The sequence below is a fragment of the Nocardia sp. JCM 34519.1 genome (assembly GCF_020361265.1).
Classification (GTDB): domain Bacteria; phylum Actinomycetota; class Actinomycetes; order Mycobacteriales; family Mycobacteriaceae; genus Nocardia; species Nocardia arthritidis_A.
Genome location: NZ_JAIRBR010000003.1, coordinates 235,405 through 258,451, shown reverse-complemented (window position 1 = coordinate 258,451; position 23,047 = coordinate 235,405). Strand labels below are relative to the sequence as shown.

Genomic DNA, 23,047 nt, shown 5'->3' with positions numbered 1-23,047 from the left:
TTTCTGGATGATCAGCAGGGTCGCGCGGTGCGGGAAAGTGTGGACAGCTCGGCGGCCACCAGGTCGATGACCTGCGCCGCCTGTGCGTTCAGATAGAAGTGGCCACCCGGAAAGGTGTGCAGGTCGAATTGGCCCGTGGTGTGTTCCCGCCAGGCGCGGGCATCCTCGATATCGACCCGGGGATCGCTGGTACCGACCAGCGCATGAATCGAGACGGACAGCGGCGGCCGCGGTTGGTAGCGATAGAGCTCGATGGCCCGGTAGTCGGCGCGGATGGCGGGCAGCATGCCGCGCAGCAGTTCGTCGTCGTCGAGCAGTTGCCGGTCGGTGCCGCTGAGCGCGCGGATCTCGGCCAGCAGGCCGTCGTCGTCGCGCAGGTGGACGGTCTCCGCCCGGTGCCGCGACGGCGCCCGCCGCCCGGAAACGAACAGCACCGGCGGCGGCGCGCCGTCGTGCTGGAATCGCTGTGCGACCTCGAAGCCCAGCGTCGCCCCCATGCTGTGCCCGAATATCGCCAGCGGCCGGTCCGCCGCCCACGGCCGTAACCGTTCGGCGACGAGATCGGCCAATTCGGCTATGTCTTCGATGCAGGCTTCTTTCCGCCGATCCTGGCGACCCGGATATTGCACCGCCAACACCTCGACCGCCGGTCCCAATGCCTTGGACATCGGGAAATAGAAACTCGCCGAACCACCGGCATGCGGCAGACAGGCGAGCCGCACCTCGGCGGCGGGCGCCGGATGGTACCGGCGGACCCACGAATCAACGGTCGGCTCATCCCGCATTATCCGGCTCCATCACACCACCTACTCCGCGAACTTGGTGCGGCCACACCATTTGAACACGGGCAACGAACCGATTTCGTGCGTGGCGAATTCGCCGCTGTTCACGAAATGCTCGTACCCACCGCCGAACTGAACTTTGATCTTGTCGGTCGGATCATCGACCTCTCGGATTCGCTCCCGGTCGGGAAATTTCGCAGGTCCGCCTACCAACATGACTTTTGTGGGTTGCATAGTCTCCCACCCCTTCTGTGATATCGCGCCATATTCCGCGCTCTCACAGTATTGTCCCATAATTCTCGATTTACGCGACGGTAAACGATGAAAATTCCGGATAGAATTACATCGCGCACGAGACATTATGCTCACCTCGCGTGGACGGGTCGAGCGAAAAGGTTGACGAGTTCACGTTTGAGCACCTTCCCACTCGGACCCATCGGAAAAGCGTCGACGAATTTCACCAGACGCGGATATTTGTGACCGGCCAGCCGGGCCCGGCTCCACGACACGATCTGCTCGGCCAGTTCCTCGTCCGGCTGCCGGCCGCGCGCGCAGCACACCACGGCGCAGACCTCCTCGCCGAGCCGGTCGTCGGGGATGCCGATCACCGCGACCTGCCCCACCGCGGGATGGCGGACCAGGACCTCTTCGACCTCGCGCGGATAGACGTTGTATCCGCCGCGCACCAGCATGTCCTTCTTGCGATCGACGATCGACAGATAACCGTCGGCATCCTTGACGCCGAGATCACCCGAGCGGAACCAACCGTCGACCAGCACCTCGGCGGTGGCGGACGGACGATTCAGGTAACCGGCCATGATGTTGTGACCGCGGATCACGATCTCCCCCACCACCCCGGCCGGCACCAGCTCGATCCGGTCGGCCACCTCGGCCTCGGCGATCTCCACCTGCACACCCCAGATCGGCCGACCGACGGTACCGGGTTTCACCGGCCAGGACCGCTGGTTGTACGCGACCACGGGCGATGCCTCGGTGAGGCCGTAACCCTCATAGACGGGACAGCCGAAGGTTTGCTGGAATGCGTCCAATACGGCCACCGGAAGTGCGGCGCCGCCGGAGAAGGCGCGGTCGAGCCGGGGCACCGGCACACCGGTCGTCACCGCCTCGAGCAGGGTGTAGTACATCGTCGGCACCCCCATGAAGACCGTGCACCGCTCGGTGACCATGAGCTCCAGCGCGGCCCCGGCCTCGAATTTCGGCATCAGCACCATGGTCGCGCCGGCCCGGAAACAGGTGTTCATACCGCAGATCTGGCCGAACGTGTGGAACAGCGGCAGGCAGCCGAGCAACACGTCGTCGGCATCGAAATCGAATGGCGCGAGCATGGTGGTGCTGACGTTCATCACCACATTGAGCTGGGTGATCATCGCGCCCTTCGGCCGCCCGGTGGTGCCCGAGGTGTACAGCACGAGCGCCAGATCGTCCGGGCGGCGCGGTAGGTAATCCGGTATGGGTCGCGCGCCGCGGGCGAGCACGTCCAGCCGCGGATGACCGGTGTCCGCGGATTCGCCCGTGATCAACAGCTCGACCCCGGCGAGCCGCGCGCCTGTCGACCCGGCGTCGAGCATCGCCGCGTCGCAAATCAGGAGTCGGACCGCCGCGTCGCGGAGCACGTACTCGATATCGTCGCCGCTGGACAGCCCGTGCACCGGCACCAGCACCGCCCCGGCGGCCAAGGCCCCGAAGTAGATCATCGGGAACCGCGGCGAATTCGGCAGCAGCAGCGCGACCCGATCACCCGGTTGGATGCCGCGGTCCCGCAACGCCGCAGCATACCGGCGCGCCTCGTCCCAGAGCTCACCGTAGGTGACCCGGGCGCCCTCGAAGATCACCGCGGGGTGATCCGGGCGCCGGGCGGCCGAATCGGCGAGTATGGCAGCGACCGAAATGAACATGGTGACGGCCTAGTCGTGCAGCCGGGTCAGGTTCAGATCCCGCCACGCCTGGTCGAGCGCCTCGACCATCTTCCGCACATCGTTCGACATATGCACCGCCGACGGTGCGATGCGCAGTATCTCCTCGCCGACCCGCACGCTGGGCGCGTTGATCGCCTGGATGTAGATGCCGTGCTGCTCGAGCAGGATCTGCGACAGCTTGCGGCACTTCTCGTCGTCGCCGACCAGCACCGATACGATATGCGACTGATCGGACAGATACGGGATACCGCATTCGGTGAGCAGGCCGTGCAGCAGCCGCGCGTTGGCGGCCAGCGCGGTGCGCTCGGTATCCGACGACCGCAGGTGCCGCACGGCGGCCAGACCCGCCGCGGCGACCGCCGGAGGCAGTGCCGTCGTGAAGATGAACGGCCGCGAGTGCGTGCGGATCGAACCGATCAGATCGGCCGGACCCGCGACATAGCCGCCCACCGTACCGAAACCCTTGGCCAGAGTGCCCATCACCATGGTGAACCGATCGGCGATGCCTTCCCGCGCAGCGATTCCGGCGCCCTCGGGGCCGTACATCCCGACCGCGTGCACCTCGTCGATGTAGGTGATGGCGTTGTACCGATCGGCGAGGTCGGCCAGCTCGGCGAGCGGCGCGACATCGCCGTTCATCGAGTAGACCGATTCGAAGACGATCAGCTTGGGCCGATCGGCCGGCGCCGCGGCGAGCAGCTCGGCCAGGTGCCGCGCGTCGTTGTGCCGGAAGACGCGCTTCTCGGCGCCGCTGTGCCGGAGGCCGTCGATGATGGACGCGTGGTTCTTCTCGTCGGAGAAGACGATGCCGTTGTCCAGCCGCCCGGCAAGCACGGTGAGCGCACCGTCGTTGGCGGTGTATCCGGAGGTGAACAGCAGCGCCTCTTCCTTGCCGTGCAGTTCGGCGAGTTCCTGTTCCAGCAGCACGTGATTGCGGTTGGTTCCGGCGATATTGCGCGAGCCGCCCGCACCGGCGCCGAATTCGTCGACCGCATGCTTCATCGCCGCGAGTACGGCCGGGTTCTGTCCCATTGCGAGATAGTCATTGCTACACCACACACTTACTTCGCCGAGATGGCCGTACCGACCGTAGGTATTGGCCGCCGGAAAACGACCGGCGCGACGACCGATCTCCAAGAACTCCCGCTCCCGGATTTCGGAATCCAGGGGATTGCGTGTCAACAATTCCGTGTTCTCGGTCATTCGAATAAACTCGCTCTCTGCGTTGGCGGCGGCCTTACGCGACCGACAATCCGCCGGGGATTTGATCACACCCAAATCGTTGAATAAACGTATGAAGCCACGAAGTGGACCGACAACCCCTAGCCGCCCCTAACGAGCGCAAATGTGCCGCATCGCACGCGGTTGGGTGACATCCAACCGCCGGTCATCAACCCGTGGTTGTAATCAGGACGGAAATCTTTGTCAACCCGTGGTTGTAGCGGGTAGGGGAAATTCATTTTCTGCTCGAGTCGTGATAATCATCCATGGATGAGTCCATCGACCGATGTTCCACCGCGCCATCCCGAAGTACCGTCGATGGACCGTTCGATCACCGACGATGTGTTCCATTCCGAGGAGCAGAGAACGCAATGCGTATCCTCACGTTGTCCCGGGAATGCACCCTCGACGATGAAGGACTCGGCACGCCCGTACACGCACTGGCGACGGAGTTGCGCAGGCTGGGGCACGAAGTCGCCGTGCTGCCGGGCGATGTGACCGCCGCCGACCCGTACGCGCAGCCGACGGGTGCCCTTTTCACGGGCCGGTGGCCACCCGATCTGGTGCACGCGCTGGATATGCGGATCGGCCCGACAGCCGTGCGGCTCGCGGACGCGGCCGGTGTCCCGCTGGTGGTCAGCGTGCCCGCGGCAGACGAGCACACCGGATCGTCCGGCGCCGTCGACCCGATGCGGCGCGCGCTCGCGCACCGCGCCGACCTGCTGATCGCGTGCTCATATGCCGAGCGGCAGCAAATCGCCGCAGCCTATCGGCTGGATCCGGCCGCGATCGAGGTCCTCCCCGACGGTGTGGACGTGCGGGTCTGGCACAAGATGCCGGTGGCGTCCGAATGGGCCCGGCAGCTGTACAACCCGGACAACTCCCCACTGCTGCTCACCTTCGACACGCTGGAGCAGACGACCGGCGTCCGGGATCTCCTATCCGCACTGCCGCTGATCCGCAACGCGCATCCGGGCACCCGGCTGGTGGTCGCGGGCGACGGCAGCTACCGGGAAATATTATCCGAGCAGGTGCGGCGGAGCGGTCTCGCGGCGGTGACAACCTTCGTCGGCGACCTCAATCTGCCCGACCTGCGGGCCGCCATCGGCGCCGCGGACGTCATCGTGCTGCCCGGATCGCCCGACCCGGCCGGATCGGCGGCGCTGTGGGCGGCCGCGGTCGGCACGCCGCTGGTCGCGGCCCGCTCCGGCGCGCTGGCCGAGGTGGTCGTCGACGGACGCACCGGGCGGCTGTTCGGGCCGGGCAGTGTCACCGAGCTGTCCGATGCGGTGTGTGCGGAACTCGACGATCCGGCGCTGGCGGAGGAACACGCCAAGGCGGCCAGAGCCAGGCTGGAAGCCGAATTCAGCTGGCGCGCGGTCGCCGAACGCGCGGCCGGGCTGTATCGCGCCACGCTGCGCCGGAATCGCACGACACCGTAAGGGACGGTAGGGGTGTCCACGGCACCGATACGGTAAGTAGCGTCGGGGGTGAACCGCTGGGTCCACGCCGATGATGGGCAAGACAATGACGGGCAAATCCGCATTCATTTTTCCGGGCAAGGGAATTGTCCCTTACCGGGATATCCGGAAATTCCTGCTGCTCGATCCGATGGCTCGGCGCAGACTCGCCGTCGCCGACGAGGTGGTCGGCTATCGGATATTGAACCGGTACAGCGAGGACGACGACCATTCCGAGGCCGCGCAATTGGCATTCATGGTCGCCTGCGTCGCGCTCGCCGACTGGATTTCGGAAACGTCCGGTATCGATCCGGTGACGTGTGTGGGGCCGAGTTTCGGACAGCGGGCATTGACCGCATATGCCGAAATTCTGCCGTTTCCGGAAGCGGTGCGGCTCACGGCCGAATTGGCCCGGGCCGAGCAGGATTATTTCGCGAAGTCGTATACCGACGCGGTCACCCATTGTTTCGTCCGCGTTCCCGAGGACGGCTGGCGGCAGGCGCTCGCCGAGCTGACGGCGGCCGGGAAGTGGTCCGAGCTCTCGGCCATCGTGGACGAGGGGTTCTACTTCATATCGGTGCGTGAGCCGGACCTGCCCTGGTTGGTGGACCGGGTGCGCGCCGCGGGCGGGTATTCGATGGGCACGATGCGCCCGGCCGTGCACGCCAGATCCTTTACCGAGCTGCGGCACCGCGTGAGCGCCGTGCTGGCCGATTTCGAGCTGTCCGCCCCGCGACTGCCGGTGCTCGCCGATCAGGACGGCGCAACGGTGCAGACCACGGCGGCCGCGCACACCATGCTGCTGGACGGTTTCGACCAACCCATCAATTGGCCGAAGGTGGTCGGCGCGTTGGCCGAGCAGGACGTGCGCAGCCTGTACTTTCTGGGGCCGGACAAGCTTTTCCACCGGGTCGACTGTGTGCGCAAGGCGTTCGACGTCACGCATATCGACGTCACGACGCCGCTGCGACCGCGGGCCTAGGGCGTCCCGCACCCGACCACGTCTCATCGAATCGCGGTGTACTGCGGGGTGATTCGGCTGCGCAATGCCAGATGCGGTGCCGGGCAGCCATTTTCGGTGCCCGGCACTGTCACCGTATCAGCCGCGGGCGAGCCAGTCCCTGACGAGTTCCGCGGTGCTGTGCGCATGCCTGCCGAGCATGCTGAAGTGGTCGCCGGGCGTGTCCAGCACGCTGTGCGGCAGCGGCCAGCTCGCCCGCTCCGCCATGCCCGGCAGTGATTCGCTCGCCCGCACCAGCAGGGTCGGTGCCTGTATCGCGGTCGGCCGCCAATCGTCGAAGAGCCGGAAGTAGGTGGTCATCGCCATCAATCGCTCGTCGGTGATCAGGCCGAAGCGGCCGTCCCCGTCGGACATCGCGTCGCCCAGCCTGCCCTCGATACCGGAGAACGAGGCGGCGTTCATCGGATAGGTGTCCAGCAGGACCAGCGCGAACACCGGGTTGCCATCGCGCTCCATGCGTGCGGCGAGTTCGTGTGCCACCGGCCCGCCCGAGGAGTGCGCCAACAGCACCGGCGGTGCTTCGGCGGCCAGTTCCAGCAACGGGCCGACGAGGGCTTCGACCAGCGCGGCAACGCTTTCCGGCAGGGCATCGTCGGCCGCGAATCCGGGAAGCGTCAGCGACGATACGTTCTGGTGGTCGCGGAATGCGGCGGCGAATCGGGTGTAATCCCGCGGACCGGACATCGCGAGCATGGATGGCACACAGACCACGCTCGGCCCTTGGTCGCCGCGCGTCATTCGGACGATCTCCGGACGCTGCCGCGCCGCGGCCGCGATATCGAACGACGGCCGGAAGCGCGCGGCGGCGGTGATCGAAGCGACCAGTTCGGCCACCGCGCCGAGCTCGGCGGCCTTGGCGAACAGCGGGGCGAATGTACCTGAGGAGCCGCGCTCGGCGGGCGCGTCCGCCGGGCCGCCGATGGCGCGGTCCAGCTCCGCGCCCAGGTGTGCGGCCAGCGCGGCGACGGTCGGATTATCGAATACCGCCGTGCTGCCCAGCCGGATGCCGGTGGCCCGGTGCAGCCGGTTGCGCAGGTCCAATGCGGCAAGCGAATCGACACCGAGCTCGAATATCACTGTGTCGCGGCCGATCGCACCGTTGTCGGCGTGCCCGAGCACCGCGGCGAGTTGGGTGGTGACCAGGTCGAGCAGTGCCTTGCCACGGTCCGGTGCGGGCAGTGCGGCGAGCCGGGCACGCACGCCCGCCGAATCGCTCGCGGGTGCGGAGGCCTGCCGCCGGATCAGCCCGCGCAACAGCGGTGGAATCGGCGCGTCCGGGTCGGCGCCGAGCACCTTGCGCAGGCGGGCGAGGTCGAGCCGCATCGCCACCGGGATGTCCACACCGCTGTCCAGTGCGGCGTCGAACAGTGCCATGGCCTCCGCGCCGGACAGCGCGGTCATGCCCGAGGCCGCGAGCGCACCGACATCCGCGTTCCGGGTCATCTCGCTGGTCTGGGCCCATAGGCCCCATGCGATGGACACACCCTGCCCGCCCCGGGCGCGGCGAGTGCGGATCAGGCCGTCGACGAATCCGTTCGCGGCGGCATACGCGGACTGGCCCGGATTACCGAAAATCCCTGCCGCCGAAGAGTATGCGATCAGCGGCACCGTGCCCGGCAGCAGCTCGTCCAGGTGCACCAGGCCATCCACCTTGGCGGCGAGCGTGGTGTCCAAATGCTCCGCGGTGACGGTTTCCACCGTGCCGTCGCGCAGCGCGGCGGCCGCGTGCACCACCGCCGCGACGGGGTATTCGGACAACAGTTCCGACAGTGCCGCACGATCGGCGACGTCGCAGGCGACCGCGTGCACCGTCGCGCCGAGTTCGGTGAGCTCGGCCACCAGAGCGTCGGCTCCCTCGGCCTGCGCACCCCGGCGCGAAACGAGCAGCACTCGGCGGGCGCCGTACTCGGCTGCCAGATGTCGTGCGGTCGCGGCGCCGACCACGCCGAACGCACCCGTGACCAGCAGCCAACCGGCCGCCGCGGCACCGCGCAGGGAGACCGGCTCGGCGGACCGGCCGGATACCCTGGCCAATCGAGCGGCGTGCGGGGCACTGTCGCGGAACCAGAGCTGCTCCTCGTCGGTGGTGAGCGCCGCGGACAGGTTGTCGGGCACGCTCTCGCCGAGCGTCAGCACCAGGAATCGGCCCGGATGTTCGGCCTGCACCGAACGCAGTAGGGCGCAGGCGGCGGCGGTCACCGGGTCGTCGCCGTTTTCGTCGCGGAAGACCAGCACCAGGCGAGAATTGGCGAGCCGGTCGTCGGCCAGCCAGGCGCGGAGGCGGTCGAGCAGCGAGCCGAGCACGGCACGCACGGTGCCGACGGTATCGCAGGCCACCAGCACATTGGCCGGAATATCTTGCGCGCCAATGTCTTCCATGGTGTCAACGGATCGGCCGCCGAGACCGAACAGATCTGCGCCTAGCACAACGAAGTCATCGACGGGCGGTCCGATGCGGACCGGGGCCCAGTCGATCCGGAACAGCTGGCCGCGGGTGATCGCCCCGGTGTCCACCGCGCGTAGCGCAAGCCGTTCGACGGAGAGTACGGGGTGGTTGTATTCGTCTGTCGCGGTGATGGATACGGCGTTTTCGCCCGCCGGGCTGATCCGGCAACGTAGGCTGGCCGCCTGAGTTGCGTTCAGCCGCACACCATTCCAGGCGAATGGCAGATGCGGTTGTGCGGAGGTGGCGGTGAATTAGCCGAAGGCTATGCCGTGCAAGATCGCATCCAGCAGAGCCGGATGAGCGGTGAACCCGCCGGTCTCGATGCCGTCGGGTAGGCCGACTTCGACCCAGACCTGGTCGTCGTGCCGCCAGGCGGCGCGCACGCCCTGGAAGACAGGACCGTATTCCAGACCCGCAGCAGCGAAACTGTCATACAGATCAACGACATCCACCGCCTCGGCTCCAGATGGCGGCCACTGTTCCCATGCGGTGTCGACACCATCGGACATGCCTGTGCCGGTTGTCAACGTACCGGTGGCGTGGGTGGTCCAATCACCGTCGTCACCGGCAGGGCGGGTGTGTATCGCCACCACAGCCGAGTCGGCTTCGATCAATTCGGCCTCGGCCGTGGCGGATTCGTCCGGGTCCTGGCCGATGACGACCCGGACGTCCAACGGCGCATCGGCGGGCACAATCACGGGAAGCTGTAACGTCAACTCCGACAACACATTCCAGCCCAGCTGCCGGGACGCGGTCATTACCCATTCGAGCAGTCCGGTGCCGGGGATCACTGCCGAGCCAGCCACGATGTGGTCCGACCACCACGGCTGTCTAGCCAGGTGCAGCTGTCCGGTCAATACCGTGATCGGAAGTGTGCCGGGCACTTCCACTACGGCACCCAATACCGGATGGGTCAGCGTCTGCTGTCCGACCTGGCGCACATCGCCGCCGGTATTGCCGCGCTGCACCCAGTAGCGGCGGCGGTCGAAGGCGTAGGTGGGCAGGATGTGCGCTGGGATCGGTTCGGCCTCGGGGATCAGCGTGTCCCATTGGACCGGGAGGCCGTGTGTCCATGCCTGTGCTGCCGATCGCACGAAGCTGGCGGCGCTGTGTTGGTCGCGACGGAGGGTTTCGATCGCCACACCGGCGATTTGCTCGGCCTCGAGAGTGTCGATGATCGCGGTGGTGAGCACCGGGTGCGGGGTGATCTCCACGAAACGGGTGAAACCCTGGCTCACCAGAGAGTGAACAGCGTCGTGGAACCGCACGGTGGATCGGAGATTGTCCACCCAGTAGGCGGCATCCAGCTTCGCACCGGTCACCCAATCATCGGTGACCGTAGACCACATCGGGATTTCGCCCTCGCTAGCGGTAATCCCGGCGAGATCTGTGAGTAGTCGGTCCCGGATCGTATCCACCTGCGGAGAATGCGAGGCGTAATCCACTGGCAGCCAGCGAGTCCGCAGACCATCGGTCTCAGCCGCAACCACCAACTCCGCCAACGCATCCCGATCACCCGAAACCACCGTCGCACCGGGGCCGTTGACCACCGCCACCGACACCCGATCCGACCACCGTGCGGTCAGATCCTGCACACGCTGCGCCCCGGCCGCGATCGACACCATCCCACCACGGTTCGACAACTCCTCAGCGATCACCCGGCTCCGGGCAACCACCAACCAGAACCCATCCCGCAAACTCAACATCCCCGCCACATGCGCAGCCGCGATCTCACCCTGCGAATGCCCCACCACCACATCAGGATTCACACCAACGGCTTGCCAGGTCCGCGCCAAACCCACCATCACCGCGAACAACACCGGCTGCACCACATCGACCCGATCCAACAACGCGTCATCGGTCAGCGCCTCGGACACAGTGACACCGCGCCACTCCCGCAACAACCCGTCACATTCGGCGATGGTGTCGGCGAACACCGGGCAGGTCTCCAGCAGCTCACGACCCATCCCGACCCACTGACTCCCCTGCCCCGCAAACACCCACACCACACGACCCGACACCACCGAACCCGAAACAGGCTCAGCCAACACCGAATTCACCCCATCGACAACGACATCACCATCAACGGGAACCAAAGCCACCGCACGCGAATCCAACCCGGCACGACGCAACAAAGCCCACGCCACCGCCGCCGCATCCAATCCGCCCTGCTCGGCACTCCACCGCGCCAGCACAGCCAACTGACCCCGCAACGCCACCGCACCACGAGCCGACACCGGCCACGGCACCACCGACGACCGCACCACCAGCCCGCTGTCGCAGACCGGCTCCGGAACAAGCTCCGACCCGGGCTCCGGGTCAGGTGCCTGCTCCAAGATCACGTGCGCATTGGTACCACTGATCCCGAACGACGAAATACCCACTCGCCGTGGATGATCCGTCTCCGGCCACGGTCGCGCCTCGGTCAACAGCGACACCGCACCCGACGACCAATCCACATGCGAGGACGGCGAATCCACATGCAACGTCTGCGGCAGCACCCCAAACCGCATGGCCTGCACCATTTTGATGATGCCGCCCGCGCCCGCCGCAGCCTGGGTGTGGCCGATATTGGATTTCAACGATCCCAACCACAACGGGCGACTCGGATCCCGTTCCCTGCCATAGGTGGCCAGCAACGCTTGCGCCTCGATCGGATCACCCAAAGACGTTCCGGTGCCGTGCCCTTCGACCGCATCCACTTCCGACGGACCAAGACCGGCCGCAGCCAACGCCGCCCGGATCACCCGCTGCTGCGACGGACCATTCGGCGCGGTCAAACCATTCGACGCACCATCCTGATTCACCGCCGAACCACGCACCACCGCCAACACCGGATGACCGAGCCGCTGCGCATCCGACAACCGCTCCACCAAGAGCAACCCGACGCCCTCGGCCCACGTCGTACCGTCCGCCGCATCCGCGAACGCCTTGCATCGGCCGTCGGGCGCAGTGCCACCCTGCCTTGCGAATTCGACGAATGCGACCGGGCTGAACATGACCGCCACGCCCCCGGCCAGGGCCAGATCGCATTCCCCGTTGCGCAATGCCTGCACGGCCATATGCAATGTCACCAGCGACGACGAACACGCGGTATCGACCGTGACCGCCGGACCCTCCAACCCGAACACATAGGAAATCCGGCCCGAGGCCACGCTCCCCGACGTCCCGGTGCTCAAGTAACCGCTGATCTCGGCGGGGATCTTGTCCGCTCCGGAGACATAGTCGTGATACATCAGCCCGGCGAACACACCGGTTCGACTGCCCCGCAAGGAAGTTGGATCCAACCCGGCCCGCTCGAACACCTCCCACGCCGTCTCCAGCAGCAACCGCTGCTGCGGATCCATCGCCAACGCTTCACGCGGCGAGATTCCGAACGCGCCCGCGTCGAAATCGGCTACGCCGTCGAGGAATCCGCCGAGCGGCGATTCGGCGCCCTCCGGTAGATCGCCTTCGAAAAGTCCGGACAGATCGGCGTCACGATCGTCGGGGAATCTGGAAATGGCGTCGCGGCCCTCGGATACCAACTGCCACAGGTCTTCTGGCGAGCGCACGCCGCCCGGGTAGCGACAGCCCATGGCCACGATGGCGATCGGCTCGGTGCTCTTCGCCTCCACATCGCGCAACTGCTGCCGGGTCCGGTGCAGATCGGCGGTCACCTGCTTCAGGAAATATCTGAGCTTTTCTTCGTTGCCCGCGCCCCGCTCGGTTTTCTGTTCGGTCATGAGATTCCCAGCTCCTTGCCAATGAACTCGAACATCTCCTCGTCGGAGGCGGAATCCAGGCGTTGCCCGAGGTTTTCCGCGTCATCCGCGTCGGATACCAATATCGACAGCGCGTGCTGCAGCTGCTTGCGGAGTTGTCCGGCGGTTTCGGCGTCCGGTCGATTCGCGGACAGCTGCGCGATCAGCCGCTCCATGTCGGCGAGCACGCCGCCGACCTCGTCCGGTTCCGTGGCCAACTCCCCGATCAGGAAGTCCGCGACGGCGGCCGAATTCGGATAGTCGAAGACCAAAGTGGTCGGCAACGGCACTCCGGCGGCGGCGACGAGCTGGTTGCGCAGTTCGACCGCGGCGAGCGAGTCGAAGCCGAGCTCGGTGAACGCCTGCTCCGGTCCGATATTCGCGGCGGCCGCATGCCCGAGCACGGCGGCGACCCGCGCCCGGACGAATTCGAGCATGATCGTCGCGCGTTCCTCGTCGCCGGCCTCGGCCAGTCGCTGCCGCAACTCCGCCTGCCCGGCTCGCGCATGCGAGATCGGCGCGCGAACCAGCCCGCGCAGCAGCGGCGGGATTCCGCCCGGCCCGGCCGCGGCGAGTACGGCGCCGATATTCAGGCCGACCGGGAGCAGCAGCGGTTCAGCACCGGACAGCGCCAGGTCGAGCAGCTCCAAACCGTCCGCATCGGACAGTGCGCGGACGCCGGACGCACTCATCCTGGCCTGTGCCCGCTCGTCGAGCTCTGCGCCGAGACCCGCCTCCCACAGGCCCCAGGCCAGCGAAAGGGTCGGTCGGCCCGCGGCGTGCCTGCGCTGCGCGAAGGCGTCCAGGAAGGCGTTGGCCGCGGCGTAGTTCGCCTGGCCGGGATTGCCGAATGTGCCTGCGGCGGAAGAGAACAGCACGAGCTGCGTGCCTTCGTCGACGAGCTCGTCGAGGTTCAGCACCGCATCGACCTTGGGCCGGAGCACGCGGTCGAGCCGTTGCGCGGTCAGCTGTATGACGGTGCAGTCGTCGAGTACGCCCGCGGTGTGTACGACGGCGGTGATCTCGTGGTCGGCCAGCAGACCGGCGAGCGCGTCCCGATCGGCCACGTCACAGGCGGCCATCGTCACCTCGGCGCCCAGTTCGGCGAGCTCCGTCCGCAATTGTTCGGCGCCCGGCGCGTCCGGACCTCGGCGGCTCGCCAGCACCAGCGATCGGGCACCGTGCGCCGTGATCAGATGCCGCGCCACCGCGGCACCCAAGGTGCCGGTGGCGCCCGTCACCAGTACCGTGCCCTCGGCTCGCAGACCGGACCCGGTCGCGCGGACTCGCGCCCGCGTCAACCGTGGCGCCGACACGATACCGTCGCGGAGCGCGAGTTCGGGTTCGTCGCTCGCCAATGCCGTTGGCAGCATGGACATGTCGGTGATATCGGCCAGGACGAAGCGGCCGGGATGCTCCGATTGGGCGGAGCGGACCAGACCCCATACCGCGGCCTGCGCCGGATCGGGCGATTCGACGGCCACCGCACCCTGGGTGACCAGCACCATCCTGCTGTCGGCGAACCGATCGTCGGCCAGCCAGGTGCGCACCAGCTCGAGTGCCCGGTGTACGCAATCGGCGTGCGGCACATTGGATTCGGGTCGACACGAGACGAGTACAACCTCCGGGACCACGCCGGACTCCGCGAGCTCCGACAGCGTGGCATGGCGCTCGCCCGCAGCGGGGAGCAGTGCCGATTCATCCGGTCCGACCACGGCCCACGTGGGTGTCGGACCCGCCGGTCCGGTCGGCACGGGCACCCATTCCAGTGCGAACATCGACCTGTGGCCGCCGTCGGCGCGGGCGAGTTGGTCGGCGCTGACCGCGCGGAATTCGAGCATGCCGATTTCGAGTAGCGGGCTTCCGTTGTCGTCGAACAGGTTCATGGATACCGCGTCCGGCCCGGCCGGTGTGATCCGCAGCCGGGCCCGGGTGGCGCCGGCGGCGTGTAGGCGAACACCCGACCAGGCGAACGGCAGCCGCACCGCATCCGTCGCGGCCTCCATGAATCCCCCGAGCGCGACGGCGTGCAGCGCCGAATCGACCAGCGCGGGATGCATACCGAATCCCGTTGCGCCCTCAGAATTTTCGGGCAGCGCGAGCTCGGCCAGCACATCCGAACCGGCGCGCCATGCCGCGCGCAGGCACTGGAACAGCGGCCCGTACTCCAGGCCGGTCGCCGCGAGCGCGGTGTAGAGATCCGCGAGATCGAGCGGTTCGGCGGTATCGGTGTGCCACGACGGCGCCGGAGCAGGTTCGATCGATTCCGGGGCGAGCACTCCGCTCGCGTGCTGTAGCCACGATTGCGGCTCGTCCGCATCCGCGCCGTCGGATCTGCTGTGCACCAGCACCTGCCGCCGCCCGTCCGCATCCGGCGTCGCCACGGTGACGTGCACGTCGACCGGGTCGTCACCGAGCACCAGCGGCAGTTCCAGAGTGAGTCCGGCAATCACCGGGCAACCAACCTGCGCTCCGGCATGGCGGGCGAGCTCGATGAATGCGGTGCCGGGGAGCAGTACGGTGCCGTGCACGGCATGCTCGGCCAGCCACGAATGGGTGCGCAACGACAGTCGGCCGGTGAATACCGTCTCGCCGCTGTCCGGCAGCACCAGCTGCGCACCCAGCAGTGGATGCCCGGCCGCGCGCTGACCGAATCCGGCGGGATCGCCGCCGGCGGAGACACTTTCGAGCCAATAGCGGGTGTGTTGGAAGGCGTATGTCGGGAGTTCCACGGTTTGTGTCCGGTCGCCGCCGATAATCGCCGACATATCGACGTCGACGCCATCTGTCCAGAGTGCCGTGGCCGCCGTAATCGCTGTTACCACCTCGTCGCGGTCGGCCCGCAGCACCGGTACCGATACCGCGTTCGCATCCGAAACACTTTCTGCGGCAAGGGCGGTCAGCACGGCGTCCGGACCGAGTTCGACAAACCTTGTCACACCGAGGTTTTCGGCCTCGCGTACCGCATCGGCGAAACGCACCGGCTCCCGAACCTGCCCCACCCAATAGCGAGGATCAGCCACCTCAGCCGAATCATCACCAGTCACCGTGGACACGAACCGAATCCGCGGCTCAGCGAACACCAGCGACTCGGCCACCTCAGCGAACGACTCCAGCATCGGCTCCATCCGCGCCGAGTGGAACGCATGACTAACTGCGAGGGCCTTGGTCCGGCGACCTTGCTCGGCGAACACTGCCGCGATCCGATTCACCGGCTCCTCATCACCGGAGACCACCACTCCCGCAGGAGAATTAACTGCCGCAAGCGATACACCCGCCTCCAACAGCGGCGACACCTCCGACTCGGCAGCCTGGATCGCCACCATCGCCCCGCCCTCAGCAAGCCGCTGCATCAACCGACCCCGCGCAGCAACCAAAGCCACCGCATCCGACAACGACAACACCCGGGCCGCGTACGCCGCAGCGAACTCCCCGATCGAATGCCCGACCACCACATCCGCCGCAATCCCCCACGACCCCAACAACTCGAACAACGCCACCTCGACCGCGAAAATCGCACACTGCGCAAACTCCGTACGCCCCAAAGCTTCTGGATCGGAATCGATCACCTCCCGCAATGGGCGATCCAAGTGCTTGTCGAATTCGGCGCATACCTCATCGAAGGCCTGGGCGAAAACCGGAAACGCCTCGGACAGTTCACGGCCCATCCCCACACGCTGACTACCCTGACCGGTGAAGAGAAACGCCAGCTTGCCGTCCGAACCGGTCGAACGTGCCGGAATCGTGCCGTCGGCGACTGCCGAAATACCCTCGCGCAGTTGCGTTTCGGTGCCGACTACCGCCGCACGCCAGCCGAATGCCGTGCGCGTGGTCGCCAACGACCATGCCACCTGCGCCGCCGATATCTCCGGCTCGGCCATCAACCAATCTCGCAACCGAGCTGCCTGCGCCGCCACCGCCGCGGCCGACCGACCCGACACCAGCCACGGCAACACCCGATCGGCGCCGCCGGTTGGTTGTACCGATTCGGGAGCCGGTTCCGGTTCGGGAGCCTGCTCCAAGATCACATGTGCGTTCGTCCCACTGATCCCGAATGACGAAACACCCGCTCGCCGTGGACGATTCGTCTCCGGCCACGGTTGCGCCTCGGTCAACAACGACACCGCACCGGCCGACCAATCCACATGCGAGGACGGCGAATCCACGTGCAACGTCTTCGGCAACACCCCGTGCCGCATCGCCTGCACCATCTTGATGATGCCGCCGACACCCGCCGCAGCCTGAGCATGGCCGATATTCGACTTCAACGACCCCAACCACAATGGACGATCGGGATTCCGGTCCTTTCCATAGGTGGCCAGTAGAGCCTGTGCCTCGATCGGATCGCCCAAAGACGTTCCGGTGCCATGCCCTTCAACCGCATCCACATCCGACGCCGCCAAACCAGCCGCAGCCAACGCCGCCCGGATCACCCGCTGCTGCGACGGACCATTCGGCGCAGTCAAACCATTCGACGCACCATCCTGATTCACCGCCGAACCACGCACCACCGCCAATATCGGGTGACCATTCGCGCGCGCGTCCGATAGCCGCTCGACCAAAAGCATGCCAACGCCCTCGGCCCATGAAGTCCCGTCCGCATCGTCGGAAAACGACTTGCACCGACCATCCGCCGCCAACCCACGCTGCCGCGAAAAATCGACGAACGTATCCGGCGTCGCCATCACGGTAACCCCACCCGCCAACGCCAAATCACACTCACCGCTACGCAATGACTGCACCGCCAAATGCAACCCCACCAATGACGACGAACACGCCGTATCCACCGTCACCGCCGGCCCCTCCAACCCGAACACATACGCCAACCGGCCCGATACAACACTCCCCGAATTGCCCACCCCCAAATAACCCTCCACATCCTCCGGAACCGCACCCAACCGCGACGCGTAATCGTGATACATCACCCCGGCGAATACGCCGGTTCGGCTGCCCCGCAACGAGGTTGGATCCAACCCGGCTCGCTCGAACGTCTCCCACGAAACCTCCAGCAGCAACCGCTGCTGCGGATCCATCGCCAACGCCTCCCGCGGCGAGACCCGAAAGAACTCCGCGTCGAAACCGGCGGCCTGGTCCAAGAATCCGCCATGCCGCGTATAACTCCGCCCCGGCCTGCCCGGCACCGGATCGAACAGCCCCGCCACATCCCATCCGCGATCAACCGGAAATTCCGAGATACCTTCCCGCTCCTCCGACACCAAATTCCACAGACCCTCCGGCGACCACACACCGCCCGGAAATCGACAACCCATACCCACAATCGCAATAGGCTCGTCCGATACCGCGGTCGTAGTGGTCACCGCCGTGGGTCGAGCGGTCTCCCGCAATTCCGCCAATAAATGGCGAGCCAGGTCCGCCGGGGTCGGATAGTCGAATACCAGGGTCGAGGGCAGCCGCAGCCCGGTTCCGGTCTGCAGCGCGGTGCGCAGTTCCAGCGCGGCCAGCGAATCGAATCCGAGTTCCTGGAAGCTGCGATCCGCGGCCACCGCCGCCGCATGCCCCAGCACTCCGGCGACCTGCCCGCACACCAGGTCCAGCACGATCCGCAGTGCCTCGGTCTCGTCGGCCGCGGCGATCCGTCCGCGCAGCCGACCCGCACCACCGGATCCGGCGGCGGTCCGGCGCGACGACGCCGGAATCAGGCCACGAAACAGCGGCGGCACCAGATCGCCGAACCTCGACCGCAGCACCGGCAGCTCCAACTTCACCGGAAGTGCCACGGCCATACCGGAATTCAACACCGTGTCCAGCAGGCGCAGCCCCTCGTCGACGGACAGCGCGGCCACACCGGACTGGTGGCCGTCCGCGCCCATACCGGTTTCGGTTTCCCACAATCCCCATGCCAGCGACACCGCGGGCAGTTCATGGGCGCGGCGATGCTGTGCCAAACCGTCCAGAAACGCGTTGGCCGCCGCATAGTTCGCCTGTCCTGGACTACCCAAAGTGCCTGCCGCCGAGGAGAACAGCACAAATCCGGCCTGCGGGCACAACTCGTGCAGGTGCCACGCCGCCACCGCTTTTGCCCGCAGCACCGAGTCCAGCCGCTCCGGCGACATCGACTCGACCACACCGTCGTCCAGCACACCGGCCGCATGCACCACGGTGGTCACGGACTCCCCAGCGATCGCTCGGTCCAAAGCGTCCCGGTCGGCCACATCGCAGGCGACCAGGCGCACCTCCGCACCGAGGGCGGTCAATCGAGCGGCCAATTCCTTTGCCCCCGGCGCTCGGTCACCGCGGCGGGACAGTAGCAGCAATCGCCGGGCGCCGTGCGCGGTGACCAGATGTTCGGCCACGTGCGCGCCCAGCGCACCGGTGCCACCGGTGATCACGACCGTGCCGTCGAGCGGTGCCGTCTCGGCGGTCGCGACGGCGCGCACCCTGGCCAACCGCGGCACCCACACCATGCCGTCACGCGCGGCGAGTTCCGTTTCGCCGAGCCCGATCAAATGCTGCCACTCGCCCGCCCCGGCACCGTCGACCAGCACGAATCGGCCGGGATGCTCCGACTCCGCCGACCGCACCAGACCCCACACCGCGGCCTGCGCCGGATCGACGTCCGCACCGTCGACCGATACCGCGCCTTCGGTCAGCACCACCAGCCGGGAATCGGCGAACTCCTTGCGCGCCAACCACTCTCGAACCCAAGCCAGGACTTGTCCGGTGACCACCTGCACCGGACCCGACGGGCACCGAACACCCACCGCGGCCGGTACCGCACCGGTCAGCCGATCCAGCCCGGTGCACTCCACGGCATCCGACGGCGCCCCATCGGTACTCGGCAACCGGATCCACTCCACCCGGTAGAGCGCGTCCTGGGCGCGGGTGAACTGGTCGGCCGCCACGGGCCGCACCGCCAGCGCGCCAACCGATGCCACGGGCGCACCGTCCGCATCGAAAAGGTCCACCGCCAAGGCATTTTCGCCGTGCGGGCGCAGCCGTACCCGGGCGGCGCGCACGCCGGCCGTGTGCACGGCCACCGCCGTCCAGGAGAACGGCAACCGGATCTGCTCGTCGGCGACGAGCAGCGACATCGGGTGCAGTGCGGCGTCCAGCAGGGCCGGATGCACGCCGAATGCACCGGCATCCGTACCTTCGTCGAGTTCGACCTCCGCGAAAAGCTCTGCGTCACTGCGCCATACAGCCGTCACGCCGCGGAAAACCGGACCGTAATCCAGGCCGGAAGCCGCGAGTTCGGCGTACAGGTCGTCCGTGGGGAGTTGGGTGGCATCCTGCGGGGGCCAAGTCGTGGGCCCGATGGCGGGCCGCTGGATCGCCGGATCGAGTCGACCGGTGGCGTGCCGGAACCACTCGTCATCTTCGGATTCCGCGCGGGAATAGAAGGCGATGGGCCGGGCGCCGTCCGCTTCCGGCACTCCCACCACGATCTGCAGTTGCCGACCGCCCTGCTCCGGCAATACCACCGGCGCCTCCACCGTCAGCTCGCCCACCGCCGGGCAGCCGAGCCGCCCTCCGGCATGGAGTGCGAGTTCGACGAATGCGGTGCCCGGCAGCACTGCGGTGCCGTGCACGGCATGCTGGGCCAGCCACGGCTGCGTGCTCGGTGACAACCGGCCGGTGAACACCGTCTCGCCGCTGCCCGGCAGCACCAGCTGCGCACCCAGCAATGGATGCTCGGCCGGGCACTGGCCCAGCCAAGCGGGATCGCCGCCGCCGGAAACACCCTCGAGCCAGAAACGGGTGTGCTGGAACGGATATGTCGGCAGGTCGATCCGCCGCGCGGTGGGCACCAATGCCTGCATATCGAGTTCGGTGCCATCGGCCCACAAGGCCGTGGCCGCCGATATCGCCGTCACAGTTTCGTCGCGATCGGCCCGCAGCACCGGCACCATCACCGCGTTCTGACTCGAAACACAGTCGGCCGCAAGGGCACTCAACACCGCATCCGGCCCCAGCTCGACAAACCTTGTCACACCGAGCTTTTCGGCCTCGCGTACCGCATCAGCGAAACGCACCGGCTCCCGAACCTGCCCCACCCAATAACCAGGATCAGCCACCTCAGCCGAATCATCACCAGTCACCGTGGACACGAACCGAATCCGCGGCTCAGCGAACACCAGCGACTCGGCCACCTCAGCGAACGACTCCAACATCGGCTCCATCCGCGCCGAATGAAACGCATGACTCACCGCGAGGGCCTTGGTCCGGCAACCTTGCTCAGCGAACACAGCCGCGATCCGATTCACCGGCTCCTCATCACCGGAAACCACCACTCCCGCAGGAGAATTCACCGCCGCAAGAGACACACCCGCCTCCAACAGCGGCGACACCTCCGACTCGGCAGCCTGGATCGCCACCATCGCCCCGCCCTCAGCAAGCCGCTGCATCAACCGACCCCGCGCAGCAACCAAAGCCACCGCATCCGACAACGACAACACCCGGGCCGCGTACGCCGCAGCGAACTCCCCGATCGAATGCCCGACCACCACATCCGCCGCAATCCCCCACGACCCCAACAACTCGAACAACGCCACCTCGACCGCGAAAATCGCACACTGCGCAAACTCCGTACGCCCCAAAGCTTCTGGATCGGAATCGATCACCTCCCGCAATGGGCGATCCAAGTGCTTGTCGAATTCGGCGCATACCTCATCGAAGGCCTGGGCGAAAACCGGAAACGCCTCGGACAGTTCACGGCCCATCCCCACACGCTGACTACCCTGACCGGTGAACAAGAAGGCTGTCTTGCCGACGGAACGGCTGATCCCGCGTACCACGCGCGCGTCACGACCGCCCGAGACCAAAGTGTCCAGCCCGGACAGCAATTCGTCGCGCTCCAGTGCGACCACGGTGCCGCGGTGGGACAGTGATGTCCGGGTGGTCAGCAATGAATGCGCCGTATCCGCCACCGACACCTCGGGGTCGGCGATGAGGCGGTCCCGGAGCCGAACAGCCAGCGCGGTGAGCGCGGCGTCCGAACCCGCGGACAGCACCACCGGCACCGGGCGCTCCAGCGGCACCGGCTCGACAGATTCCGGTTCGGGGGCCTGCTCCAAGATCACGTGTGCGTTCGTGCCGCTGACGCCGAATGACGAAACAGCCGCTCGCCGTGGACGATTCGTCTCCGGCCACGCCCGCGCCTCGGTCAACAACGACACCGCACCCGACGACCAATCCACATGCGAGGACGGCGAATCCACATGCAACGTCTTCGGCAACACCCCAAACCGCATCGCCTGAACCATCTTGATAACGCCGCCAACACCGGCCGCAGCCTGAGCATGGCCGATATTGGATTTCAACGACCCCAACCACAACGGTCGATCGGCGCTTCGTTCCCGTCCATAAGTCGCCAGCAAGGCCTGCGCCTCGATCGGATCACCCAACGTCGTCCCGGTCCCGTGCCCCTCCACGGCGTCGATTTCGCCGGACGAGAGCCGCGCGTTGGCCAGTGCCTGCCGGATCACGCGCTGCTGGGCAGGACCATTGGGCGCGCTGAGGCCACTGCTGGCACCGTCTTGATTGATGGCCGAACCCCGCACCACGGCGACAATCGGATGGCCGAGCCGCCGCGCATCCGACAATCGCTCCACCAACAGCAATCCGGCGCCCTCCGACCACGCCGTGCCATCCGCATCATCGGAGAACGACTTACACCGACCATCCGCCGCCAATCCACGCTGCCGCGAAAAATCGACGAACGTATCCGGGGTGCTCATCACCGTCACCCCGCCGGCCAACGCCAAATCGCATTCGCCGTCACGCAGCGATTGCGCGGCCAAGTGCAACGCCACCAACGAGGACGAACACGCGGTATCCACCGTGACGGCAGGCCCGACCAAACCGAACGTGTATGCCAACCGGCCGGAAATCACACTGCCCGAATTGCCGACACCCAGATAACCTTCGACGCCTTCGGGAACCACGGTCAACCGCGAAGCGTAGTCGTGATACATCACACCGGCGAAGACACCGGTTCGACTGCCGCGCAACGACTCCGGAGCGATCCCCGCCCGCTCGAACACCTCCCACGACGTCTCCAGCAACAGCCGCTGCTGCGGATCCATCGCCAACGCCTCCCGCGGCGAAATCCGGAAGAACTCCGCATCGAAACCGGCCGCCTCGTGCAGGAACCCGCCGCGTCGCGTGTAACTGTGCCCCGGCTTACCCGGCACCGGGTCGTAAATCGACTCGACGTCCCAGCCACGATCAACCGGAAATTCCGAAATACCTTCCCGACCCTCGACCACCAACTCCCACAAACCCTCCGGCGACGACACCTCGCCCGGAAAGCGACAAGCCATCCCCACAATCGCAATGGGCTCGCCCGCGCGCTCCTCCATTTCGCGCAGCCGACGCCGGGTTTCCCGCAAATCCGCGGTCGCCCGCTTCAGGTAATCGAGCGTCTTCGCCTCGTCCGCCACCGAAAGTCACTCTCCTCGCCCGATGAAAATATGG

9 protein-coding genes are annotated in these 23,047 nt (G+C 66.8%); 2 read left to right on the top strand and 7 right to left on the bottom strand.

The features are described 5' to 3' along the window. Positions 1–11: 11 nt before the first annotated feature. The 4 genes from LGY53_RS10600 to hemA all read right to left on the bottom strand — a co-directional run bounded on the left by LGY53_RS10600 (position 12) and on the right by hemA (position 3,922). A complete protein-coding gene (locus tag LGY53_RS10600; RefSeq protein ID WP_225726480.1) occupies positions 12–785 on the bottom strand; it encodes a thioesterase II family protein in 774 nt (257 codons plus the stop codon). Positions 786–806: 21 nt separating this feature from the next. Then, positions 807–1,016 (bottom strand): DUF5988 family protein, encoded by a 210-nt coding sequence (locus LGY53_RS44385; protein ID WP_225732613.1) that lies wholly within the window; start codon positions 1,014–1,016, stop codon positions 807–809. Positions 1,017–1,147: 131 nt separating this feature from the next. After that, positions 1,148–2,698, bottom strand: a complete 1,551-nt coding sequence (locus LGY53_RS10590; protein ID WP_225726479.1) for a long-chain fatty acid--CoA ligase — start codon at positions 2,696–2,698, stop codon at positions 1,148–1,150. A 9-nt stretch (positions 2,699–2,707) separates the two neighbouring features. After that, positions 2,708–3,922 carry a 5-aminolevulinate synthase gene (gene hemA, locus LGY53_RS10585; protein WP_225726478.1) on the bottom strand — a complete coding sequence of 405 codons (1,215 nt, stop codon included), beginning with the start codon at positions 3,920–3,922 and terminating at the stop codon, positions 2,708–2,710. Positions 3,923–4,311: 389 nt separating this feature from the next. Between hemA and LGY53_RS10580 the strand changes: the two genes are divergently transcribed. After that, positions 4,312–5,382: a glycosyltransferase family 4 protein gene (locus LGY53_RS10580; protein WP_225726477.1), complete on the top strand. Its 1,071-nt coding sequence runs from the start codon at positions 4,312–4,314 to the stop codon at positions 5,380–5,382. A 70-nt stretch (positions 5,383–5,452) separates the two neighbouring features. Next, entirely contained in the window at positions 5,453–6,382 is a 930-nt protein-coding gene (locus LGY53_RS10575) for a hypothetical protein (RefSeq protein ID WP_225726476.1), read from the top strand. 117 nt (positions 6,383–6,499) lie between these two features. Here LGY53_RS10575 and LGY53_RS10570 read toward each other — a convergent pair whose 3' ends face one another. The 3 genes from LGY53_RS10570 to LGY53_RS10560 are packed head-to-tail and all read right to left on the bottom strand — an operon-like array spanning position 6,500 to position 23,013. Then, complete coding sequence (locus tag LGY53_RS10570) at positions 6,500–9,070, bottom strand: type I polyketide synthase (protein ID WP_225726475.1); 2,571 nt, start codon at positions 9,068–9,070, stop codon at positions 6,500–6,502. A gap of 48 nt (positions 9,071–9,118) precedes the next feature. Then, positions 9,119–12,592, bottom strand: a complete 3,474-nt coding sequence (locus LGY53_RS10565) for a type I polyketide synthase (RefSeq protein WP_225726474.1) — start codon at positions 12,590–12,592, stop codon at positions 9,119–9,121. Continuing rightward, a complete protein-coding gene (locus tag LGY53_RS10560) occupies positions 12,589–23,013 on the bottom strand; it encodes a type I polyketide synthase (protein WP_225726473.1) in 10,425 nt (3,474 codons plus the stop codon). The genes LGY53_RS10565 and LGY53_RS10560 overlap by 4 nt, the downstream gene beginning before the upstream one ends. Positions 23,014–23,047: the final 34 nt, after the last annotated feature.

Bases quoted from the DNA above. Each gene is read 5' to 3' on its own strand.
- LGY53_RS10600 (WP_225726480.1), bottom strand. From the start codon at position 785: ATGCGGGATGAGCCGACCGTTGATTCGTGGGTCCGCCGGTACCATCCG.
- LGY53_RS44385 (WP_225732613.1), bottom strand. From the start codon at position 1,016: ATGCAACCCACAAAAGTCATGTTGGTAGGCGGACCTGCGAAATTTCCC.
- LGY53_RS10590 (WP_225726479.1), bottom strand. From the start codon at position 2,698: ATGTTCATTTCGGTCGCTGCCATACTCGCCGATTCGGCCGCCCGGCGC.
- hemA (WP_225726478.1), bottom strand. From the start codon at position 3,922: ATGACCGAGAACACGGAATTGTTGACACGCAATCCCCTGGATTCCGAA.
- LGY53_RS10580 (WP_225726477.1), top strand. From the start codon at position 4,312: ATGCGTATCCTCACGTTGTCCCGGGAATGCACCCTCGACGATGAAGGA.
- LGY53_RS10575 (WP_225726476.1), top strand. From the start codon at position 5,453: ATGATGGGCAAGACAATGACGGGCAAATCCGCATTCATTTTTCCGGGC.
- LGY53_RS10565 (WP_225726474.1), bottom strand. From the start codon at position 12,592: ATGACCGAACAGAAAACCGAGCGGGGCGCGGGCAACGAAGAAAAGCTC.